Origin of the sequence: Exiguobacterium sp. s35, from assembly GCF_018617535.1 — a bacterium.
GTDB lineage: Bacteria > Bacillota > Bacilli > Exiguobacteriales > Exiguobacteriaceae > Exiguobacterium > Exiguobacterium aestuarii.
Window position 1 is genome coordinate 33,131 of record NZ_JACSKI010000001.1, and the last position, 22,048, is coordinate 55,178.

A 22,048-nucleotide genomic window follows, 5' to 3' on the forward strand; every position below is an offset into this window, starting at 1 on the left:
AAGAGGGACATTCCATTACGGAAGCCCCTCCTGTACATAAATAATTATTTCTTACGCATTGATTTCATGACGAACGATACGATTAAAATAAGGATAATCGCACCGATAAGAGCTGGGATAATCGCGATATCCGCTACGATTGGTCCGAAATCACCGAAGATGAGTCCACCCAACCAAGCACCGATGATCCCTGCGATGATGTTACCGATGATTCCACCTGGTACGTCTTTACCTAGAATTAATCCTGCTAACCAACCGATGATACCTCCGATAATCAAATAAAGAATAAACCCCATCATTCATTTCTCCTTCCTCTGTTTGCCCATTGTTCTTTTCAACGATTTTGTGGAACAATGGGAGTATTGATGTTTTATTTTAAAATGCCTTACAGTTCAGAATATTCCCATGTGACGACATTTAAAACATATACCACGAAAAAAAGTTGAAAATGAAAGGTGTGGTTTTCATGCTGCACGTCGATCGATTGAACGGCGGATATATCGGAAAGCAAGTTTTGCACGACGTTTCGTTTGAGGTGAAAAAAGGAGAGCTCGTTGGGTTGATAGGGCTAAATGGAGCTGGTAAATCGACGACGATCAAGCACATTTTGGGTCTCTTGTCACCACTATCCGGAAAAATCGAAATTGATGGAGAAACAGTAGAGTCTTCAGAAAAAAGGTATCGTAAGAAAGTAAGTTACATACCGGAGACACCGATTTTATACGAGACGTTGACCTTACAAGAACACATCGAGTTGATGGGAAAAGCATATGACGTAAGTCCTGATGAATTGACCGAACGGACGAAGCGTTTAGCGAAAGAAATGAGGATGGAAAAACAACTTACCTGGTTCCCGTCCGTCTTTTCAAAAGGGATGCGACAAAAAGCGATGATTTTATGCGCCCTTGTGACGAAGACGCCGCTCCTCATCGTCGATGAGCCGTTCGTCGGTCTCGACCCGTTAGCGATTCGTCAGCTGCTCCAACTGTTTGATGAATACAAACAAGACTGTGCGATTTTGATGTCGACCCATATTCTTGAGACAGCGGAGCGGCATTGCGACCGTTTCGTCTTCCTCCATCAAGGTATCGTCATTGCGAACGGGACGGCCGCACAGTTGCGAGACAAGTATCAATTGTCACCTGATGCGACACTCGATGACATTTATGTAGAGGCGATTGCGTCGGAGGAGCGGTCGTCATGAATCGATTTAAATCAAGACTCGGCAATTGGATGGAAGAGGTCGTCAAATATAGTCGCTACGTCGCAAACGGCGGACTCTTGTTCACGCTCTACTTCACTTTGATTTACGGGGCATTCGTCTACAACAACTTTTTAGAACGTATTGATGGGACGTTCCCGGGGGCATGGATTGCCGCGGCGGTGCTCATTCTCATCCCGCTCGGTCATCGTCCGAGAACGTTTATCCAAGAGGCGGATCAAGTGTTCCTACTCCCTGAATTAGGAATGATTCGTTCCTATATGATTGGTGTGCGCTTGTTCAATATCGGATTTGCGACAATCCGAGCACTTCTCGTCTTACTCATTTTATTGCCGCTTCTCGTGCGGACGGAGAGCTATACGGGAATTGAGGTATTATCGTTCGTTGTCACGATGATGTTACTGTCGGCTGCAGGTCGATTGGCAAAAGTGGAAGGGGTACGCGAATGGATCATCGTTCCGTTCGCGCTCGTGAGCGGCGCTTGTCTACTAATGGATTGGACAGAGTGGGCATGGGTGCCGGCGTTCATGCCGTTCGTTTTCTTACATGTGAAACGAAACGAGCGAATCCCACTCTTACACTGGTTGGCGCTTGAAGAGAAGAGTCGGGCTCAGTTTGAACGGGTGATCAGCTGGTTTGTCGACTTGCCGACCTTAAAAGAAGAAGTGCGGGAAAGACGACTACTGACAAAGATTCTCGAAAAACGAGTGCTCCAACGCGTCGATGCGTCCCGTTACGTGTACGGACTTCGAATTATTCGTTCAAACGACTCGCTCGACCTCATCCTTCGGTTGACAGTGGTGGCGCTCATCGTCATGTGGATGTCAGGCGGTTGGTATGTCGGATTTGTCACACCACTATTCGTTGGATTGACGGCGTTACAGCTCGTTCCATTGTTTAAACGATTAGAGGCGATTTCCATCGTGTCCTGGTTACCGATTACCCGTAAAGAACGGATCGAAGGCTATTCGTGGTGGGCGATGCGGTTACTCATCATACAATCCCTCGTGCTCGTACTCGCCTCAATTGGGTTTGGCGCGACATGGGACGCGGCGGTCGGGCTGATTTTATCCATTGTGGTCATTCGTTATTACTTGAGACGGTTGACGTAAATAGTGACGAATAGATATACAAAAAAATAGACGAACGAGACGGTTCAAACAACATCTCGTTCGTCTTTCATTTTGTATTAAGCGATAGATGATTTTTTGACATGTTAATAGTCGTTCATCTTCTTTTCGGTCGATTGATGAACTTTACAAAAAAGAAGATCATAACGGAAATAAAAACGAGTAAGAATAGTGCGAAATCAAGAGCGTTTATAAGTCATACCTCCAGTAAATGTCATGATGCGTAAAAATTTCACGACTTCATTTTACCGTTATTTGAATTGGTGTAAAGCGAAAAAGGGTTAGTCACCATATTTTGGTGACTAACCCCTCCTTAGTTCGAATTATTTTTTAGGAGACATGACCGATACGCTCGAACCGAGAATCTTCGGAAGGCGTCCTGGTTTCTCTGTTGTTTCTTCGACTTCACCATATGCTGAGACACCATGCTCTGCGATATCGAGACCGACATCTTCTTGTTCTTCTGTAACGCGAAGACCGATTGTGACGTCAAGGAGTTTCAAGAACGCATAGCTTCCGCCACCAGCGATGACCATGGCGATCAATACGCCGAGTGTCTGAACGCCGAGCTGTGTCAATCCGCCGCCGTAGAAGAGACCTGCAGAACCGATACCTGTAATTTCGACGAGTCGAGGAGAAGCGAAGAAGCCGAGTGCGAGTGTCCCGATAATACCAGCCACGCCGTGTACAGAGAAGGCGCAGAGTGGGTCGTCCACATATTTTGCCATCAAGATGCTCGTTCCGTATGTTGCGATCGATGCGAGGGCACCGATGACGACTGCTGCCCATGGCTCTACGAACGCACAAGCTGCTGTGATGGCAACGAGTGCTCCGAGAACACCGTTGACAATCGTCGGGATGTCTGCCGTTTTACGGTGAATCATGACGATGGCAAGGGCACCGAGTGCACCAGCTGCTGTTGCGAGCATTGTTGTCAACGCCACGTAACCGAAGAATCCGTCAGCGACCGACATCGTTGAACCAGCGTTGAATCCGAACCAGCAAAGCCAGAGTACGAGACCACCAACGACCGTCAAGACGTGGTTATGACCAGCGAGTGATTCCGTTTTGCGACGTGGTTTCAAGATGATGGTCGCCATAAGAGCCGCCATCCCACCTTGAAGGTGAACGACCGCCGAACCTGCGAAGTCTTGCATCCCCATCGATCCGAGCATTCCGCCAGCCCATACTGAGCGTGCAACGATTGGGTAGAGGATGGCAACGAAGAAGATACCGAAGAGAACGTAGGCAGAAAGCTTAGCCCGTTCCGCAAATCCACCCCAAGCGATGGCGAGGGATACAGCAACGAATGATAACTGGAATAAGAATTTGATGTCGATTGATACGTTCGCCCAATCGAGGCTTGAGAACGATCCGCTTAAGAAGAAACCTTCTGTCCCAAACCAAGTTGTTCCGTCACCGAATGAGAGGCCGAATCCGACCGCCCAAAAAGCGAGTGCCGCCACAGAGAGGCTGATAATTTGTTTGACCGCGACGTGACCGGCGTTCTTCGCCCGAAGCGTCCCTGTCTCGAGTAGTCCGAAACCTAATTGCATTGTCAATACGAGCAATGCAGCGATGAGTACATACAGCGTGTCCATATAATAGAGAATGTCTTCCATGTTCATGCCCTCCTTTTTCTTAGGTGCTTTCCAAAAGTTGACTTCAGTGTAAAACGAAAATTTGATGTTGGATTGCATTTTGTCAGATTATCTGACATAGTTTTTTTATTAAGGAGGGCGAGGACGGATGGACTATAAATCGAAGAAAGTAATCGGGATGGGCGTCGTGACTGAATTAACGGGACTTTCTGAGCGTCAGGTCCGCTATTATGAAGAAAAAGGTCTCGTCTTTCCTGAACGTACGAAAGGCGGTTCACGTAAATATTCTTTCCATGACGTGGAGCGTTTGGTCGAAGTCGCGACCAAGCTAGAAGATGGGTGGCGAATTCAAGATATTAAAGAGCGCGAGCGTCGATTGTCGGCGAAGCAGCGTGACGATTTGATTCGTGGTCAGTTGAATTCGGCTTTCCGAACATTTCCGACAAAAAAATGACACAAAGAAAACACAATGAAAATGCTTCACATTAGCATAATTCTAATTAATTTCTGTATAATGTTTTTGAGTTCACAAACACGAGAATAAAGAGTGTAGGAGAAATTTAGAGGGGAATGACGCGACGTATGAACGATACTATTTTAAAAGCGTTTAAAGGAGAGGCGACAGACTATGTACCTGTTTGGTATATGCGCCAAGCCGGACGCTATCAACCGGAATATCGAGAGATTAAAAAGACGAGGTCACTATTCGAGATCACGCATGATCCTGAACTTTGTGCATATGTCACGGAACTTCCGGTGAAACAACTCGGAGTCGACGCGGCCATTCTATATAAAGACATCATGACGCCACTTCCGTCGATGGGAGTGGATGTCGAGATTAAGAGCGGAATCGGACCGGTCATCGACAACCCATATCGAACGATGGAAGATGTGGAACGCTTAAAGCCGTTAAACCCAGATGATATCTCATACGTCTTCGACACAATCCGTTTACTTCGGGAACGATTAGAAGTACCGCTCATCGGCTTTTCAGGGGCGCCGTTCACATTGGCGAGCTACATGATCGAAGGTGGTCCATCACGGAACTACCATCGCACGAAAGCGCTCATGTATGCAGAACCGGATGTCTGGAATGCATTGATGGAAAAACTCGGTGATATGGTCATCACGTATGCGAAAGCGCAAGCGGATGCTGGCATTCAAGCGTTCCAATTGTTTGATTCGTGGGTCGGGACGCTCAGCCGTAAAGACTACGCGCGTTACATCAAGCCGACGACGGAACGAATTTTCAAAGAATTACGTTCACTCGACATCCCGCTCATCATGCATGGAGTCGGAGCGAGCCATCAAATCGAAGAATGGCACGACCTTCCGCTTGATGTGGTCGGGCTCGATTGGCGTCTATCGGTACAAGAAGCGCGCGACCGCGGGATCACAAAGGCTGTCCAAGGAAACTTGGACCCGTCATTCTTACTGGCACCGTGGCCGGTCATCGAAGAGAAGGTAAAAGAGATTTTGGATGAAGGAATGAAGCAGCCAGGATACGTCTTCAACTTGGGGCATGGGGTGTTCCCGGAAGTCGATCCAGCCGTACTCGTCAAATTGACGGCATTCATTCACGATTACTCACGCGAAAAAATGGGAGGCAATGAATCATGAAAACAGTCGGACTACTTGTCATGGCGTACGGGACACCGTACAAGCCGGAAGATATCGAACGCTACTACACGCACATTCGGTACGGACGTAAACCATCGCCGGAAGCGCTCCAAGATTTAACGGAACGCTATGAAGCGATTGGCGGCGTATCTCCACTCGCAAAAATCACGATCGATCAAGCGGAGACGCTTCGTGACATCTTGAATGAGCGCCATGTAGGTGAAATCGAGTTCAAACTGTATATCGGATTGAAGCATATCGAACCGTTCGTAGAAGATGCGGTCGCGCAAATGGCGAACGACGGCATTAAAGAAGCGGTATCGGTCGTCTTGGCACCTCATTACTCTTCATATAGCGTCAAGTCATATAACGGTCGTGCTCATGAAGAAGCAGCGAAGTATGGCATCGACATCCGTTCAGTCGACTCATGGTATGACGAACCTAAGTTTATCAACTGGTGGGCAGAGGCGATCAAAGAGACGTTCGCGAACTTGCCTGTACCGGCTGAAAAAGCATGCCTCATCGTATCGGCACATAGTCTTCCTGAAAAGATCTTGGCTGGGGGCGACCCGTATCCAGATCAATTGAAGGAGACGGCAGATAAGATTGCTCAGGCGACAGGTGTACCGAACGTGGAAGTCGGTTGGCAGTCAGAAGGAAATACACCGGATCCATGGATTGGACCGGATGTGCAAGATTTAACGGCTGAACTTTATGAAAAGCATGGCTACGAAGCGTTCGTCTACACGCCGGTCGGCTTTGTCGCAGATCACCTCGAAGTATTGTTCGACAACGATGTCGAATGTAAAGTCGTCTGTGACCGCCTCGGTGTCCACTACGCACGTCCAGCTATGCCAAATGCAGAGCGAAGCTTCATCGAAGCCATCGCGGATCGAATGGAAAGCGTGATTGTGCATCATGCGTAAATTTACGATTGTCGGTGGTGGGATCACAGGTCTCACCGCCGCTTTTTATGCGGAGCGTTATTTGCCGGAAGACGTTTCAATCACATTGCTCGAGGCGACAGACCGTCTCGGTGGGAAGATTGACACGTATGAGACGGGCGAGTTTGCGGTTGAACGTGGACCGGATTCGTACGTTTTTCGAAAGACAGCTATGACAGAATTGATTGAAGACGTCGGTTTAGGTGATGAACTCGTTCGAAACGGCGTCGGACAGGCTTACGTTCTCCATCATGACGGACTCCATCCGATTCCGAAGCAGACAGTGATGGGAATTCCGCTAGATGTCAACGCGTTTCGTGAGACGACGTTGCTCTCGGAAGAAGAACACGAAGCTTTGAAGAAGATGTTACTGACACCACCTGATGTAGAAGTTCCAGACTCGGACGTCTCACTTGGTCTTTACCTTCGTGAACGTGTCGGGGACCCGATCGTCGACCGCTTGATCGAACCGTTGCTCTCTGGCATCTATGCCGGGGACATCGATCAAATGAGTGCGATGTCGACTTTCCCGCAGTTCATCGAGGGAGAAAAGAAATACGGGAACTTGTATGAAGGGATGCGTCATCTACGTCCCGAACAACGGGTCGCGGAAGTCGGGGCGAAGAAGGTCGGTCAGTTCGCCTCCTTGAAGCGAGGACTCAAATCACTTACGGATCGACTGGCTGAACGATTAGAACGGACGGAGGTCGTATTGAACTGTGCCGTCGAACAAGTGTCCGAGCGCGAGGACGGTTATCGGTTATTTACGGGTCGTGGAGATATCGATACGGATCATCTCGTATTGACGGTCCCACCACGTCTCATTCGTCAGTTCCTCCCGAAAGTCGACAGTGACTTTTTGGCGGATATGAAACCACATGCGACAGCGACTTGCTCGCTTGTCTTTAAGGAAGAAGATATCGAGCTCCCATTCATCGGAACAGGATTTGTGACGAGTCAGGAAGCAGACGTGACGATAACGGCGTGTACGTTCATCGACCAGAAATGGCCACATGCCGTGCCGGAAGGGTATCACGTCCTTCGCGTCTTTTTAGGTCGCCCGGGGGCAGATGATATCGTGGAAGCGTCCGATGAAGAAATCATCGAGACAGCGTTACGTGATCTTCGTGGTCTCATGAAAATTCACCGTGATCCGATTCAGGCAGTCGTCAGTCGACTTCGTGACGGGCTGCCACCGTATGCCGTCTTTCATGCGGATCGCGTCAAAGCGCTTCGTGCCGAGATGAGCCGGGTATATCCTGGAGTTATTCTGGCTGGAATCGCCTATGACGGAATCGGGATGCCGGACTGTGTGAAGAGTGTGCGGGAACAAGTGAAGGCATTGCGTGAAAAAAATTGAGATTTGATGAAGGGAGGGTTCGGATTGTTCCGAATCCCTCTCTTTTTGTTATAGTTAGAAGCGAAAGAGAAAAAGGAGTGATGGAAGATGGCAACGTATAAACTTTTTGTATCAGACATGGACGGTACGATTTTGCACAACCACACCAAGATTGCGAACGAGACGGCAGAAATCGTTCGTGAAGCAGAGGCAGCAGGCATTCGATTCGCAATTGCGACGGGGCGCAACTATGTGAATGCGAAACAAATCCTAGATGAGGTTGGCCTTTCTTGCCCAATCGTATCGTCGAATGGGGGACGCGTGCTCGACACATCAGGAGAAGTCCTTCATGAGATCGACTTGACGATCGAAGAGGCACTTCAGGTCATTGAAGTCCTTCATCAAGACCATAAGTATGCGGACGTCTTTTACGAGATGTACACGGAAGCTGGACTCGTGGCGAGCCGTGGCGACTTGATTGAAGCATCGATGAAAAACCTGAAAGCGAATGGTGACGACCGCTCGCTCGAGATGTATGAATTCTTTAAGAATCGCTATTACGTCAATGAAGACGTTAAGATTGTCGACGACATCGAGAGCTTCATTCGTGAGGAAGCGGGGCGTGTCTATAAGTTCATCGCGTTCTCAAGCCATCTCGAGAAAATGACGGCGCTTTGGAAAGAAATCGAAGCACAAGTCGAAGGTGTGTACGTCACATCTTCAGGTAATGACAACATTGAAGTGATGGCACACGGCGCAGATAAAGGAAACGGTGTGACGAAGCTCGCTGAACATTACGGTATCGATTTATCAGAAGTCGTCGTCATCGGTGATAATTTGAATGATGTACCGATGTTCAAAGTGGCCGGAAAAGGGATTGCGATGGGGAACAGCCATGAGGACTTGATTGCCATCAGCGACCACGTCACAGAGCGTCACGACGAGTACGGGGTGGCGAACGCCTTGAAACGAGTGATGACAGGTGAGTGGAAGTAAAAGATTTGTCGAGTCATCGTCTCGTCTCGTATAATACGAGTAACGAACATCCGACTAGGAGGAAATAGACTGTGAAATTTATTTTTAATCCAGATATCCGCGACCCAAAGCTTAACTTGGCGGTCGAAGAGTATATCTTAAAACACTTGAACGTAGACCATGAAGACTACTTCTTGTTCTATATTAACGGTCCATCAATCATCATCGGGAAAAACCAAAACACGTCTGAAGAGGTCAACTTGAAGTACATCGAAGAGAACGGCATCGATGTCGTACGTCGCCTCTCTGGTGGCGGTGCCGTCTATCACGATGAAGGAAACTTGAACTTCAGCTTCATCACAAAAGACGATGGCAACTCGTTCAATAACTATAAGAAGTTCACGCAACCGATCGTGGATGCCTTACGTAACCTCGGTGTCGAGGCGGAGCTAACAGGCCGCAACGATATTCAGGTCGGTGAACGTAAAATCAGCGGGAACGCACAATTCACGACGCGCGGACGTATGTTCAGCCACGGGACGCTCATGTTCAACTCGAACATTGAAGAAGTCGTCAACTCGCTCAATGTCTCGGAAGAGAAAATGCGTTCAAAAGGAATCAAGTCGGTCCGTAGTCGTGTAGCGAACATCACTGAATTTTTAGAGCGTGAGATGGAGATGGAACATTTCGTCGAGGCGTTGCTCCATTCGATTTACGATGGAGAGCAGCCAGAGCGTTACGTGCTTCGTGATGAGGATTGGGAAATTGTCCATGATATCTCGAAAGAACGTTATGCGAACTGGGACTGGAACTTCGGGAAATCGCCGAAGTTTGATGTCGAGTCGAAACGTCGTTTCCCAATCGGGACAATCGATGTCCGCTTGAACGTCAACAAAGGGACGATCACTGAAGCAAAGATTTACGGTGATTTCTTCGGTGTCGGTGACATCCAAGATGTCGAGCAGGCGCTCGTCGGGACTCGTTTCGAACGTGCGGCCATCCGCGAGCAATTGATGCAACTCGATTTGAAACATTACTTCGGAAATGTTGAGCTCGAGGAATTGGTTGATTTGATTAGTTAATGAAAAAAGGTTCTTCGGGAGTGGACTTCCGAAAAACCTTTTTTCATATGACTTATAAGAGGTTAGTTTAACTCTGTTTCAAGGATATTCAAGTTTCTTTCGAAAAAATCTATATTTTGTTCAAGTCCTCTACGATTACACCATCCGATACTATTGAAGGCATCGGTGAATCGATAAAAAGGAAGCACGCGCTCGAGATCAATCAATGGTCTAATACTTGAGTAACCTTCTCGATAGGCTTCATATAACTGTGAGTCATGACTCAGATAATCGCGATAAATCTTAGTGAAATCGACTTCTGTTGAACCGAAACGAACTGTCTCAAAGTCAATTAAACTTGAGACTTCGGATGATGTGACGAGAATATTACCCGGTCTGAAATCCATGTGTATGAAACTAGGTCCATCTGGTTCAGGAAGGTTCATCTTCATTTTTTCAAAAGAATGTATGGCTTTATTGTATAATGCTTCTTCCAACAAAGGTCTTGCATCTACGGCGAAACCATAAAATTGACGATCTAGAAATTGTGGCCACTCTTGAAAAACATTTTCGATATAGGTGTTCTTGTGATTGATTGGCGGTTGAATGGAGTGTATCTTAGCGTGCACTTGTCCCACCTGAAAAGCGATCGTTTCCGATGAGTCTAAGGAAAGTTGCTCACCCATTGATTCTTTTAATAATAGGGCACCAGTTGAATTTTCATCGCCGGTCCAATAGTTTAGCAATTTTGGGATTGGGACGTGACCATCTAAAAATCGGTAAGCTTCAAGTTCACGAAACAATTTCACTTTAGAGAAAGGGATTTTGATATATACAACCTCACCATTATTTTGCACACATCGATAAACAGTCGAACTAAAGGAATTTTCTACAGAATCAAAATGTTGGATATTCAATGCAAAGATATTAATAAGCTTTTCGAGCAAAGTTATCCCCCCACTATAATGTTATATATCTAACTAAAACAAATTTCTAAAAAAGTATAGCATTAGTTTTTCGATGTTTGGCAGTTTCGTGAACGTTGATGCTACGGATTGCACCGGGACAGGAGAAGGCGTATCATAATTTGTGCAAGCGCTTTCGTGGAGGCTGATCAAAATAGGAGGAGTAACGATGTATCGGAGGCTCAGTGAATGGATGGATGCAAGTCGTATGTGGGTGACGGAACAAGCGACGTTTGAACGGGCTGTCATGGCGGTAGGACTAGAGTTGGAACGTAAAGAGATCGTCGATTCTTCATTTATACGAGTGATTCTGGATCAAGAGACGATTATTCCGTCTGGAGTGAGTGACGTGGCCGTTCCGGTGGCTGTCATCGATGTTCCGGTCTCCATCTCAAAACGAGACGGCATATCACTCCTTCACTTGTTACATCCGTGTGAGGTGAAGACGATCACGGGTGAAATGATTCACGCGAAGGCAATCTTATTGATTACAGCTACGACGGAACCAAAAAAACAGGCGTACCATAAATTGATTGATGATTTACTTATGGACGACGAGTCGCTTCAAGCGCTCGTGCATGTTCAAAGTCGAACGGGATTGTATCACTTACAGACGAACTTTTTGGAAGCGTTTTCTTATTGAAGCATTTCATGTACAATAGAAGTAATTGAAAAGGGCGCGGACAACGTGCTCTTTTTTATGGCTCAAAAGTGAATCATCATTCATTTAAAGGGGGATTACCATGGCAAACTTAGTCAAGTCACTGCAGGAAGTAGTGGCTGCTCACCCGCAAAAAGCAGCGTACGTGTTTGGGGAAGACACGGTGAGTTACGGACAGTTTTATGGGCAAGTCAAGGCGATGGCATCGACGCTTGAACAAAAGGGGATTGGACAAGGCGACCATGTCGCTCTCGTTCTTGGCAATAGCCCTGCGTTCTTGATTGCGTACTTCGCTGTGTTGTCACGTGGAGGGGTCGTCATTCCGATCAACCCTACATACACGCCTGATGAAATGGCGTACATTCTGCTTGATGGAGACGTAAAAGGGATAGTTGGATTGTCACCGCTTGTCGCACAGGCGGAGGCGGCACTTTCGAAGTTGCCACAACTAAAACTCGTCATCTCGGTCCCATATGCCGATGTACCGGCATTGAAACGGGAAGGCGAAATTGAGTTTATTCCGTTCGCGGAAGCGTTCGCAGAAGCAGAGGGGACGTTCGTCGAAGTAGACGAGGAAGAGGTTGCTGTTATCCTCTATACGAGTGGGACGACCGGAAAACCGAAAGGCGCTTTATTGACCCATCGAAACTTGTTCTCGAATGCGCACTCCATCGGGGAATATTTGGATATCACGCCAGAAGATAAGGCGCTGGCGGCATTGCCGATGTTCCACGTGTTCTGTTTGACGGTCATCGTCAATGCGCCGCTCCTTCGTGGTGCGACGATTGTCATCTTGCCGAAATTCTCGCCACAAGACGTGTTCGACTTGGTACCGAAGCATCGTGTGACATTATTCGCCGGGGTACCGACGATGTACAACTTCTTGCTGCAGACGGCGATGAAAGTACCGGCTTATACGTCAGCGTTGAAACATGTACGCGTGTTCGTCTCAGGAGGGGCGAGTTTACCGGTCCAATTGCTCGAGTCGTTTGAGCAGATGTTCGAATGTAAGATTCTCGAAGGATATGGACTTTCTGAGGCGTCACCGGTCACTTGTTTCAATCCGCTCCACGGTGAGCGAAAAGCTGGGTCAATCGGTCCTTCAATCGTTCACGTCGAAAACAAAGTCGTCGACGAGCTTGGGGAAGAAGTCGGCGTCGGGGAAGTCGGAGAATTGATTGTACGCGGACCGAACGTCATGAAAGGATATTACAAGTTGCCGGAAGAGACGATGATGACGCTCCGTGACGGATGGCTCTATACGGGAGATTTGGCGAGACGTGACGAGGACGGTTATTTCTATATCGTCGACCGGAAAAAGGATATGGTCATCGTCGGAGGTTATAACGTATACCCTCGTGAGGTAGAAGAAGTTCTTTACCAACACCCTGACATCGTGGAAGCGGCAGTAATCGGTGTGCCGGATGCCGAACAAGGGGAAGCGGTGAAAGCGTTCGTCGTCACGAAACATGAAAATGTGACGAAAGAGGACATTCGTGCATACACACAAACGAAGTTGGCGAAATATAAGCAACCAACTTATATTGAGATCATCGAAGAGCTTCCGCGAAATACGACAGGTAAGATTTTACGTACGGTCTTAAAAAGCGAAGCGTTTCAAAATAGTTGAGTAAAGGGGGGCGACTACGAGTCGTCCCTTTTTTATCATTTCATTTGACACTATTACGGGGTAGGGGTATATTGAAGGTGAGGTGATCAACATGGATGAATTTTTGCATGAACAACCACTCGTTCCGCGTGATGATGCTGAGCGGGAAGCACTCGGAAAGCGTCTTAAACGAATCGAAGGACAAGTCCGGGGAATTCAAAAGATGGTCGAGAACGACCGATACTGTGTCGATATTTTGACGCAGACGTCGGCTATTCAAGCTGCGCTGAAGCAAGTCGAGATGCAACTGTTAGAGCGTCATATGCGCAAGTGTTTGGTTCACGCGAGTGAGACGGAGGACATGGAACCTTACATTGATGAATTGATGACGATTGTCAGCCGCATCAAAAAATAAGGAGGGATGTCATGAAAACCGTTGAGTTATCCATACAAGGAATGACCTGTGCGGCTTGTTCGGCACGAATCGAAAAAGTGTTGAACAAGATGGACGGAGTCGAAGCGACCGTCAACCTTCCGCTCGAGACGGCAACAATCCGTGTCGATGAAGGGATCACAGAAGAAGAGCTAATCGCCCGAATCGAGAAGATCGGATACGGAGCTGAACCGAAAGTGGAGATGGCACTACCGCATGATTTGCGTCCATTACAACGGAAAGTCATCATCTCTGCCTTGTTGTCGGCGCCGTTACTCCTCGTCATGCTGACACACATCCCAGGACTCGGATTTCATGCACCATGGCTGATGAATCCGTGGTGGCAATTCGCTCTGGCGACGCCCGTCCAGTTTTGGATTGGGGCGCAGTTCTATCAAGGGGCATATAAGAGCTTGAAGAGTGGCTCGGCGAATATGGATGTACTCGTCGCGACTGGAACGTCAGCCGCATACTTTTACTCCATCTTTGAAATGATTGTGCACCCGATGAATCCACATCTCTACTTTGAAACGAGCGCCGTTCTCATCACGCTTGTGTTGCTCGGAAAATGGCTAGAGGGCCGAGCGAAAGAGAAGACGACTGATGCATTGAAGTCGCTGTTATCCCTTCAAGCGAAGGAAGCGATTCTCTTTGTCGACGGAGAAGAACGGTCTGTCGCCGTCGAACTTGTCAAAGCGGGAGACGTTCTCGTTGTACGTCCGGGTGAGAAGATTCCGGTGGACGGACGAATTATCGAAGGGGAGACGGTCATCGATGAATCCATGTTGACCGGTGAATCGATTCCTTCAGAGAAGGCGGTAGATGCCGAGGTCGTTGGGGGAACGATCAACCAATCCCACCGAATCCTCATGCGGGCAGAACGTGTCGGGAAAGAGACGATGCTCGCTCAAATCGTACGTGTCGTCGAACAAGCACAAACGGATAAGGCGCCGATTCAACGGCAGGCCGACCGCATCTCTGGCGTGTTCGTACCGATCGTCGTAGCCATCAGTGCCGTCACCTTCGCTGTCTGGGCGTTCCTCTTGAATGATATCGATACGGCCATTCGTGCATCGATTGCGGTACTCGTCATCGCTTGTCCATGTGCGCTTGGTTTGGCGACACCGACATCAATCATGGTCGGAACCGGACGAGCGGCAGAGCAAGGTGTCTTGTTCAAAGGTGGCGGTCAACTCGAATCGCTCAATGAAGCGAATATCGTTGTCTTCGATAAGACAGGAACGTTGACGAACGGTACGCCTGAAGTGGTGGAAACGTTTGGAGATGAAGCGTCGCTCCGACGTGCTGTTATGGCAGAACGTCAATCGACACACCCGTTGGCTGCAGCGATCGGTCGTGAACCCGGTGACGGTGTCGTAACCAAAGTAGAAGAGCTGGCGGGACGTGGTGTCAAAGCGATCGTCGATGGAGAAGAGCTCATCATCGGTTCTGTTCGAATGATGGAAGAACTCGGATTCGATTTACCGGATTGGTCGATGCGAGCGATGACCCCGGTCTACGTCGCAGATGAGAGCGGGATTGTCGCGGCGTTCGGACTACAAGATCAATTGAAGCCGAAAAGTCGAGATGTTGTGCAGACACTTAGTCAAACACGCGAGGTGTATGTCTTGACCGGTGACCGGAAAGAGGTTGCCTATGCGATTGCCGATGAACTCGGAATTCCGCATCGCCAAGTCATTGCCGAGGTACTCCCTGTCGAGAAGGCGGACCAAATCGAACGCTTGAAGAAATCAGGTCGTGTCGCGATGGTAGGGGATGGCATGAACGATGCACCCGCCCTTGCGGTAGCAGACGTCGGGATCGCATTCGGAAGTGGTACAGATGTCGCACTCGAGGCGGCGGATGTTACAATTGTAGGGCAAGACATTGAAGGTGTGAGTCGGGCGATGAATATGAGCCGCTTGACGATGAAAAACATTCGTCAAAACTTGTTTTGGGCCCTCGCTTACAATAGTCTTGGCATACCGGTCGCAGCAGCGGGACTGCTTGCCCCATGGATCGCGGGTGCGGCGATGGCGTTCAGTTCGGTTTCTGTCGTCTTGAACGCATTACGATTAAAAACACAAGGAGGATCATCATCATGAAAGAAACAACGTTAACAGTAGAAGGTATGACATGCAATCACTGTAAAGCTGCAGTAGAGGGAGCATTGAATGAATTGAACGGTGTCGAATCAGCGACCGTATCTCTCCAAGAGCATCGGGTCGACGTGATTCACCAAGACTCTGTCACGCGCGAAGCGATGGTAGAAGCAGTCGAAGAACAAGGATACGACGTAAAAGCATAATGATGAGAAGTCCCGAGTCAAATCGGGACTTTTTTTGTTGTATTCAATGAACTGGATGTATGCTATATTTAAGTTGATAATGAGAATCGGTATCAACGGGAGGCGAACATCATGGAAATCATCATGATCAGTGGAGTGTTGGCGTTGATTAGTGGGGGCGCGGCGTTTTTGACGCAACAGTTACGAACAAATTCAGTACGTTAAAGAAGGTGCGAATTTCGTTGCCTTCTTTTTCTTTGACTCTAAACCTTTCCCATCATTTCACGACAATTGTTTGATATGATGAGAAAAAACGTGTTGAGGTGACTTGAATGTATACAATCTACTTAGTCGACGATGAAGCAAACTTGAATAAAATGCTCGTCACGTATCTAGAACAGGAAGGATACAACGTTCGTTCATTTGCGGACGGGACATCCGCACAAGAAGCCATTCCGGACCAGCCAGACTTATGGGTGCTCGATATCATGCTGCCGGACTTAGACGGATTTCAATTGTTAAAACAAATTAAGGCCGTCAATGCGAATACGCCAACGATTTTCATCTCAGCTCGGGATGAGGATATCGATAAAATCATTGGTCTTGAGATGGGATCGGATGACTACATTGCCAAACCATTTCTCCCGAGAGAACTCGTCATTCGCGTCAAAAAGCTGATTGACCGTGTCTACGGATCGAAATCAAACGAACATATCGAGTACGGAGAGTATACGATTTATCCGGACAAGCGTCTCATCAAACACGGGGATGAAGAGATTGATTTGACATCGAAAGAGTTCGATTTACTCCTTCTCTTCTTAGAACACCCTGGTTCCGCCTTGTCGCGTGAACAGATTCTCGAAGGGGTATGGGGGAATGATTATTTCGGTTCGGACCGTGTCGTCGATGATTTGGTGCGCCGCGTGCGTAAGAAATTGCATCGGCTTGAGCTCGAAACGCTTTACGGTATCGGTTACCGTCTCGTCAGACCATGATGAACGCACTTAAACCGAAGCGTCTCATGTGGAAGATTTGGGTGCTCATCCTGCTCATCATCGTGACGCTCGCGCTTATGATTTTGATCACGATTCGCTCTTCGATCACCCAGTTCATCGATGAACAAGTGTACGAGACGCTACGAGATGTAGACTACTATTTGGGCAATACGAACGAGTTAGAGAATTATCCGCAAAATCCGATTGAATATGACCGGCGCCAGCAAGAGTCACGTTCGGTCAACCAATTGATTTTTCTTCCGAATGGACGAATCATCTACGGATCGGCTCCACTTGAATTGACGAACCGGATGTATCAGGAAGCGTTGAACCAAAGTGGTCAAGTCGAGCGATATCAGACAACGATTGATGGGGAAGACGTCTATTACATCATTCGTCAAAATGAATATGACGGCACAATCGTATATCAAGCTTCCTATGCGTGGGATGCGTACCGACGTGAGTTGGTATCAACATTGTATTGGCGCATCTCGATCCTCATTGGGGTGATCAGCCTGTTGTCACTCATCCCAGCACTGCTCATGTCTCGCCAATTGACGAAGCCGATCGTCGAGATGGAACGGGCGGTCGAGAAGATTTCAAATCGTCAATGGGAGACGGCACTTCCATTGGATCGTCAGGATGAGCTCGGGCAACTGGCCCACTCGATCGATGCCATGCGCAAAGAATTGAAAGAACAGGATTTGGCACAGCAGGCATTGCTTCAAAACATTTCGCATGATTTGAAAACACCGATCATGGTCATCCGTGGATATGCCCAATCGATTGGGGATGGCATTTATCCGACAGGGGACTTGAAAGGTTCTTCTGAGGTCATTGACGAAGAAGCATCTCGACTCGAAAAGAAAGTCGTCGATTTGCTATATGTGACGAAGCTCGAATATTTCAAAGGGCAAGAGATGAAACTTGAACCGATCAATCTCGATAAATTGATGGAGCTTCTTGTGGCGCGTTTCAAACTGAGAGGACAGCTTGATTGGGAAATTAATGGTGAAGGCGGAGAGATGCTCGGGGACGGGGAACAGATTCGGGTCGCATTCGAGAACGTTCTCGACAACGCGCTACGCTATGCGGAGACTTGTATTCGGATTGACTTGAATCGGGACGAGTCTGGCGTAGAAATCATCATCTTTAATGATGGACCGCCGGTTGATGAGAGCCTCGACTTATTCCATCAGTTCTCTCGTGGCAAACAAGGGAAGTTCGGACTCGGCTTATTTATCGTCCAACGAATTGTGACACTTCACACAGGGGAAGTCTCCCTTCGAAATACAGGAGACGGAACTGCGGTACGATTTTATTTTCCGCGACTCAAACCGAACCATGCTTTAAAATCTAACGCTTGATTTTCAAAACCAGCCAGAAAACGGCTGGTTTTTTTATGGGAAATGTTAAAAAGTCGATTTGCGGGGCGTATGGAATCCTGGTATGAATGACATGTAAGTCATTACATACGTTATGGGGGATGAAAAGATGAGTAGATTGACCAATGAAACGAGAGCTTTAATTCCTGTATTTAATGAGTTTGGCGAAGCGGAGACACTCGTGTATCAGCCGGAAGGCGTGACCCGGATGAAAGGATCACCCATCGATCTGTTGGAACATGCGTGTTTGTACTATGGATCGAGCATTCAAGGCAGAATTGAAGCCGCTCGTCATGTCCTCGGTCCACATCGGAAGACACCTGTCGTGATGGATTGGCATGCTGACGCGGTCTTCTTTCCGACGATTGCAAAGGAGAGTCCAGACTGTGCGTGGATCAACTTTCAACATGTGACAGCAATCAAGAAAGACGGAAAACAGACGCTTATTCAATTTTTGACAGGTGAGTCGGTCAAGGTTCATGTATCCGATCATACAGTGGCAAGGCAAAAACAACGGTCAATCGAATTATCATACGCTTTTCAAAAACGTTTCCATGACAGCACATTGCAACACGCTTAAGGATTGAATTCACTGTGAAACCCCTCTATGATGAAGAAGAGATATCATATGTGTATTTGCACATCTTCCGAAAGCGAGGGGTTTTTATGTTTTTTGAGAAAATGATTGAACGAGGGAAACTGGTCATCGTGTTTCTTCTCGTGGCAATCGTAGTAGGTGTGCTGACGTTCTTTCAGCTCCCTAAGCGTGAGATTCCAGAGACAGGAATCAATATCGTGCTCGTTCAAACACCGTATCCTGGTGCAACTGCAGAAACGGTTGAACGAAGTGTTACCGGCGTGTTAGAAGAAGAACTACGCAGTCTAGAAGGAGTAGAGAACGTGACGTCGATTTCGGCTTCAGAGTTCTCGAATATTACGGTCGAGTATGCAGATGGAACCGATCAGGCAGAATTTCAGGCGAACGTACGCCAAGCTTTGTCTGATGCGACACCAAAGCTTCCGGAAAACGCACTCGCACCGACAGTCAATGATTCACTCGGTCAATTACCTGTCGCATCGTACTTATTGACAGCAGATGACCGTGAATCATTCGAGGACGTTCGTGCAGATATTGAACAATTAGAATCAAACCTTCTGCGAACGGATGGTGTGACTGGAGTCACCGTCAAAGGGTTACCGGAGCAGGAATATGTCGTCTCGCTCGACTCCGAACAACTAGGTGCAAGGCAGCTCGCCTTCCCTGATGTGTTGACGGCCATCAACGAAGAGTACAAAACGACACCGCTCGGTCGCCAATCGACCGATGAAGGCATCTATCAACTAGCAATCGACAACTTGACGAATGTAAACGATATGGAGCAAGTCATCGTCGGTTCATTTAACGGAGAGCCCGTCTTGTTAGAAGATGTCGGAACGGTCGAAGAGACGGCGAAAAGTGAGACGGATCTCGTTTCATTAGACGGAAAACCAGCAGTTTCCATCACTGTACCGATTGAATCAGGCTTGGATATCCCGACGATGCAAGACCGTGTCAATGAGGTAGTGGAAGACGGTCTTGGAGATTTAGACGGGTTTGAGCTCGTCCCGTATTATGAACAGGCGAAAGCAGTCGATGCAATCTTCTCATCACTGACGCGTGAATTCATTATCGCGATCATCGCCGTCATTGCTGTGACAACGATTGGTCTCACGTTCTCTGGTTCAATCATCGTCAGTTTGGCAATCCCATTGTCATTCTTGATTGCCTTAATCCCGTTACAGTTCACCGGGGTCGACTTGAACCAAATCTCGATTATCGGAGCGATCATCGCCCTGGGGATTTTGGTCGATGACGCGATTGTCGTCAACGACAATATTTTACGACGGTACCGTAGCGGTGATTCTGCGATGCTCGGAGCAGTTCGTGGAACGAAGGAAGTATGGGGCTCGATTGTCACGTCGACACTCGCGGTCGTCTTCGCCTTCCTTCCGCTCACTTTGCTCTCTGGAGCGAACGGAAACTTCATCCGTGCCTTACCGACGGTGCTCGCGCTCTCAGTTTTGGCATCGATGGTCATCAGTTTGACGCTCGTGCCGATCGCACAGTATCGCTTGAACCGAAAAGAAGTGAAAGTATCGAAGCGTGAACCAGGTTGGCTCGGTGGACCGCTCAATCGTCTCAGCAACTTCTATGCCGACCGTCTCTTGCCAAGCGTCGCGAAACGTCCATGGACGTTCGGGATTGTCGGTTTCGTCATCACTACAGCGCTATATGGTTTGATTCTTCTCACGCCGTTTGAGTTCTTCCCGGCGGCGAACCGTCCGGAAGTCGTGACGAGTGTGACGTTACCTGTACAGACGGATTTAGAAGAGACGGAAGCACGACTTGAAGAAATCGAAGCAAGATTCCAAGAAGAAGAAGGGGTCGTTGAAACATCGATCTTTGCTGGTGGTGGACTTCCTGGATTATTCACGGGTGGACTCGATCAATCTGGTGAAAACACAGGGCAAGTCGTCGTTCGTGTCGACAATGAAGAAATCGATGCCATCGAGTTGATCGATAAATACACGAACGTGTTGCGTGAAGATTATCCAGACGCCGAAATCTTCTTAGATACGCAACAACAAGGACCGCCGGCATCGGCTCCTGTCGAGTTCACGATGCGTAGCGAAACGATTGATCAGCTCGTCGCTGCACGTGACCAAGTGAAAGCAGACTTGGAAGAAATCGATGGCGCAATCGTCCTCGATAACATCAAAGAACCGTTCCAAACCCTCACATACGAGTTGAATCGTGAGGAGATGGCACAAGCGGGCGTGACGGCGAAAGCCATTAGTGATCAAATTCGACTCGTCACAGACGGTATTCCAATCGGTACATTCGATGACGGGGTAGAACAGCGTGACGTGAAAATTGTCATCGATGCGGAAGCGAATCGCGAAGCACTTGCCCTTGATGACATTTTAGTTCCTGTCGAAACGGAAGCAGGCCCACCTGTTGCACCACTCAGCACGTTTGTGACGGAGACGACAACGGAACAAATCCAACAAATCCCTCGTGAAAACGGGGAGCGTTCGGTCACACTCCAAATTTATGCGAGTGAGGGCATGGACGAAGATGCGTTCAAGCAAGATGTTGAGCAAGTGTTGGAAGATGCGAAGTCTGGGTTAGAGGATGAAGGAATTACGTTCGACCAGACTGGCGCGAGCGACACACAAAACGAGTTCTTCTTAGAGCTTGCGACATTGTTCGTCGTCGTCTTGTTCTTGATTTACTTGATCATCGCATTCCAATTCAACTCATTGTCGCTACCACTTCTCGTGTTATTCACGATTTACCTTGCGATTGCTGGAGCGGTCGTCGGATTGTTCGTGACACAGACGCCGTTCAGTTTCATGGCATCAATGGGGATGGTATCGCTTGCGGGAATCGTCGTTCGGAACGCAGTCGTTCTGTTCGAGTTTATCGAACAACGCATTCGTGAAGGATTACCGGTCACAACCGCTGTATATGAGGCCGGACGGGCTCGGATTCGTCCGATTCTCTTGACAGCGCTCACGGCAGTCGTTGCCCTTTTACCAGTCGCACTTGGAGAAGATCCGCTCTTCAAACCGCTTGCGATCGGAATCGTGTCGGGTATTCTATTCTCGACTGTGTTGACTCTCGTGCTTGTGCCGGCGTATTACCTGATTTTGGCGAAACGTCGTCATAAGGACAAACCATTTACAGAATGAATCTTGAGAAGGTGTGACGCCTAAATGGTGTCACACCTTTTTTTGGACCATTTGTCACATGTTTTGGGTGATGTTGTATGGGTATA

Annotated in this window: 20 protein-coding genes; 17 read left to right on the forward strand and 3 right to left on the reverse strand. The window is 48.1% G+C overall.

All coding sequences use genetic code 11. The annotated features are described in order from the left end of the window. Positions 1 to 44 precede the first annotated feature (44 nt). On the reverse strand, positions 45 to 296 hold the full coding sequence (locus tag KNO75_RS00240) for a GlsB/YeaQ/YmgE family stress response membrane protein (protein WP_031421191.1): 252 nt from the start codon (positions 294 to 296) through the stop codon (positions 45 to 47). 170 nt (positions 297 to 466) lie between these two features. On the opposite strand from KNO75_RS00240, the gene KNO75_RS00245 reads away from it, so the two are divergent. Both KNO75_RS00245 and KNO75_RS00250 read left to right on the forward strand, forming a co-directional pair. Beyond that, positions 467 to 1,204, forward strand: a complete 738-nt coding sequence (locus KNO75_RS00245; protein WP_251126007.1) for an ABC transporter ATP-binding protein — start codon at positions 467 to 469, stop codon at positions 1,202 to 1,204. Continuing rightward, positions 1,201 to 2,334, forward strand: a complete 1,134-nt coding sequence (locus tag KNO75_RS00250; RefSeq protein WP_214819210.1) for an ABC transporter permease — start codon at positions 1,201 to 1,203, stop codon at positions 2,332 to 2,334. Before KNO75_RS00245 ends, KNO75_RS00250 begins: the two co-directional genes overlap by 4 nt. A gap of 341 nt (positions 2,335 to 2,675) precedes the next feature. Here KNO75_RS00250 and KNO75_RS00255 read toward each other — a convergent pair whose 3' ends face one another. Beyond that, positions 2,676 to 3,980 (reverse strand): ammonium transporter, encoded by a 1,305-nt coding sequence (locus tag KNO75_RS00255; protein ID WP_251126008.1) that lies wholly within the window; start codon positions 3,978 to 3,980, stop codon positions 2,676 to 2,678. 121 nt (positions 3,981 to 4,101) lie between these two features. On the opposite strand from KNO75_RS00255, the gene KNO75_RS00260 reads away from it, so the two are divergent. The 6 genes from KNO75_RS00260 to lplA all read left to right on the forward strand — a co-directional run bounded on the left by KNO75_RS00260 (position 4,102) and on the right by lplA (position 9,913). Further along, on the forward strand, positions 4,102 to 4,407 hold the full coding sequence (locus KNO75_RS00260; protein ID WP_074032630.1) for a MerR family transcriptional regulator: 306 nt from the start codon (positions 4,102 to 4,104) through the stop codon (positions 4,405 to 4,407). Positions 4,408 to 4,523: 116 nt separating this feature from the next. Then, entirely contained in the window at positions 4,524 to 5,573 is a 1,050-nt protein-coding gene (gene hemE, locus KNO75_RS00265; protein WP_074032631.1) for a uroporphyrinogen decarboxylase, read from the forward strand. Then, the gene (hemH, locus tag KNO75_RS00270) at positions 5,570 to 6,499 is read left to right on the forward strand and encodes a ferrochelatase (protein ID WP_214696193.1); all 930 of its coding nucleotides are present in this window, start codon (positions 5,570 to 5,572) and stop codon (positions 6,497 to 6,499) included. Before hemE ends, hemH begins: the two co-directional genes overlap by 4 nt. Beyond that, positions 6,492 to 7,877, forward strand: coding sequence for a protoporphyrinogen oxidase (gene hemG, locus KNO75_RS00275; protein WP_214819214.1), 1,386 nt, complete (start codon positions 6,492 to 6,494; stop codon positions 7,875 to 7,877). The genes hemH and hemG overlap by 8 nt, the downstream gene beginning before the upstream one ends. An 87-nt stretch (positions 7,878 to 7,964) precedes the next feature. Continuing rightward, positions 7,965 to 8,852, forward strand: coding sequence for a Cof-type HAD-IIB family hydrolase (locus KNO75_RS00280; protein WP_214785398.1), 888 nt, complete (start codon positions 7,965 to 7,967; stop codon positions 8,850 to 8,852). A 71-nt stretch (positions 8,853 to 8,923) separates the two neighbouring features. Continuing rightward, positions 8,924 to 9,913 carry a lipoate--protein ligase gene (lplA, locus tag KNO75_RS00285; RefSeq protein WP_074037667.1) on the forward strand — a complete coding sequence of 330 codons (990 nt, stop codon included), beginning with the start codon at positions 8,924 to 8,926 and terminating at the stop codon, positions 9,911 to 9,913. 62 nt (positions 9,914 to 9,975) lie between these two features. Here the strand turns inward: lplA and KNO75_RS00290 are convergent, their stop codons facing one another. Then, a complete protein-coding gene (locus KNO75_RS00290) occupies positions 9,976 to 10,839 on the reverse strand; it encodes an aminoglycoside phosphotransferase family protein (RefSeq protein ID WP_214819216.1) in 864 nt (287 codons plus the stop codon). A 187-nt stretch (positions 10,840 to 11,026) separates the two neighbouring features. Between KNO75_RS00290 and KNO75_RS00295 the strand changes: the two genes are divergently transcribed. From KNO75_RS00295 to KNO75_RS00335, 9 genes are all read left to right on the forward strand, one after another. Beyond that, positions 11,027 to 11,500, forward strand: a complete 474-nt coding sequence (locus KNO75_RS00295) for a PTS sugar transporter subunit IIA (protein WP_214789690.1) — start codon at positions 11,027 to 11,029, stop codon at positions 11,498 to 11,500. 100 nt (positions 11,501 to 11,600) lie between these two features. Next, complete coding sequence (locus tag KNO75_RS00300; protein WP_214815530.1) at positions 11,601 to 13,148, forward strand: long-chain-fatty-acid--CoA ligase; 1,548 nt, start codon at positions 11,601 to 11,603, stop codon at positions 13,146 to 13,148. A 91-nt stretch (positions 13,149 to 13,239) separates the two neighbouring features. Further along, positions 13,240 to 13,542, forward strand: a complete 303-nt coding sequence (locus tag KNO75_RS00305) for a metal-sensitive transcriptional regulator (protein ID WP_214789688.1) — start codon at positions 13,240 to 13,242, stop codon at positions 13,540 to 13,542. A gap of 11 nt (positions 13,543 to 13,553) precedes the next feature. Next, a complete protein-coding gene (locus KNO75_RS00310) occupies positions 13,554 to 15,665 on the forward strand; it encodes a heavy metal translocating P-type ATPase (RefSeq protein ID WP_214819218.1) in 2,112 nt (703 codons plus the stop codon). Then, positions 15,662 to 15,868 carry a copper chaperone CopZ gene (gene copZ / locus KNO75_RS00315; RefSeq protein ID WP_214789686.1) on the forward strand — a complete coding sequence of 69 codons (207 nt, stop codon included), beginning with the start codon at positions 15,662 to 15,664 and terminating at the stop codon, positions 15,866 to 15,868. The genes KNO75_RS00310 and copZ overlap by 4 nt, the downstream gene beginning before the upstream one ends. A gap of 311 nt (positions 15,869 to 16,179) precedes the next feature. Further along, a complete protein-coding gene (locus KNO75_RS00320; RefSeq protein ID WP_015880954.1) occupies positions 16,180 to 16,842 on the forward strand; it encodes a response regulator transcription factor in 663 nt (220 codons plus the stop codon). A 26-nt stretch (positions 16,843 to 16,868) separates the two neighbouring features. Then, positions 16,869 to 18,209 carry a sensor histidine kinase gene (locus tag KNO75_RS00325; protein ID WP_224860216.1) on the forward strand — a complete coding sequence of 447 codons (1,341 nt, stop codon included), beginning with the start codon at positions 16,869 to 16,871 and terminating at the stop codon, positions 18,207 to 18,209. Between the two features lie 127 nt (positions 18,210 to 18,336). Further along, entirely contained in the window at positions 18,337 to 18,807 is a 471-nt protein-coding gene (locus KNO75_RS00330) for a competence protein ComK (protein WP_214819220.1), read from the forward strand. A gap of 86 nt (positions 18,808 to 18,893) precedes the next feature. Then, positions 18,894 to 21,962, forward strand: coding sequence for an efflux RND transporter permease subunit (locus KNO75_RS00335; RefSeq protein WP_214819222.1), 3,069 nt, complete (start codon positions 18,894 to 18,896; stop codon positions 21,960 to 21,962). The last annotated feature ends 86 nt before the right edge of the window (positions 21,963 to 22,048 follow it).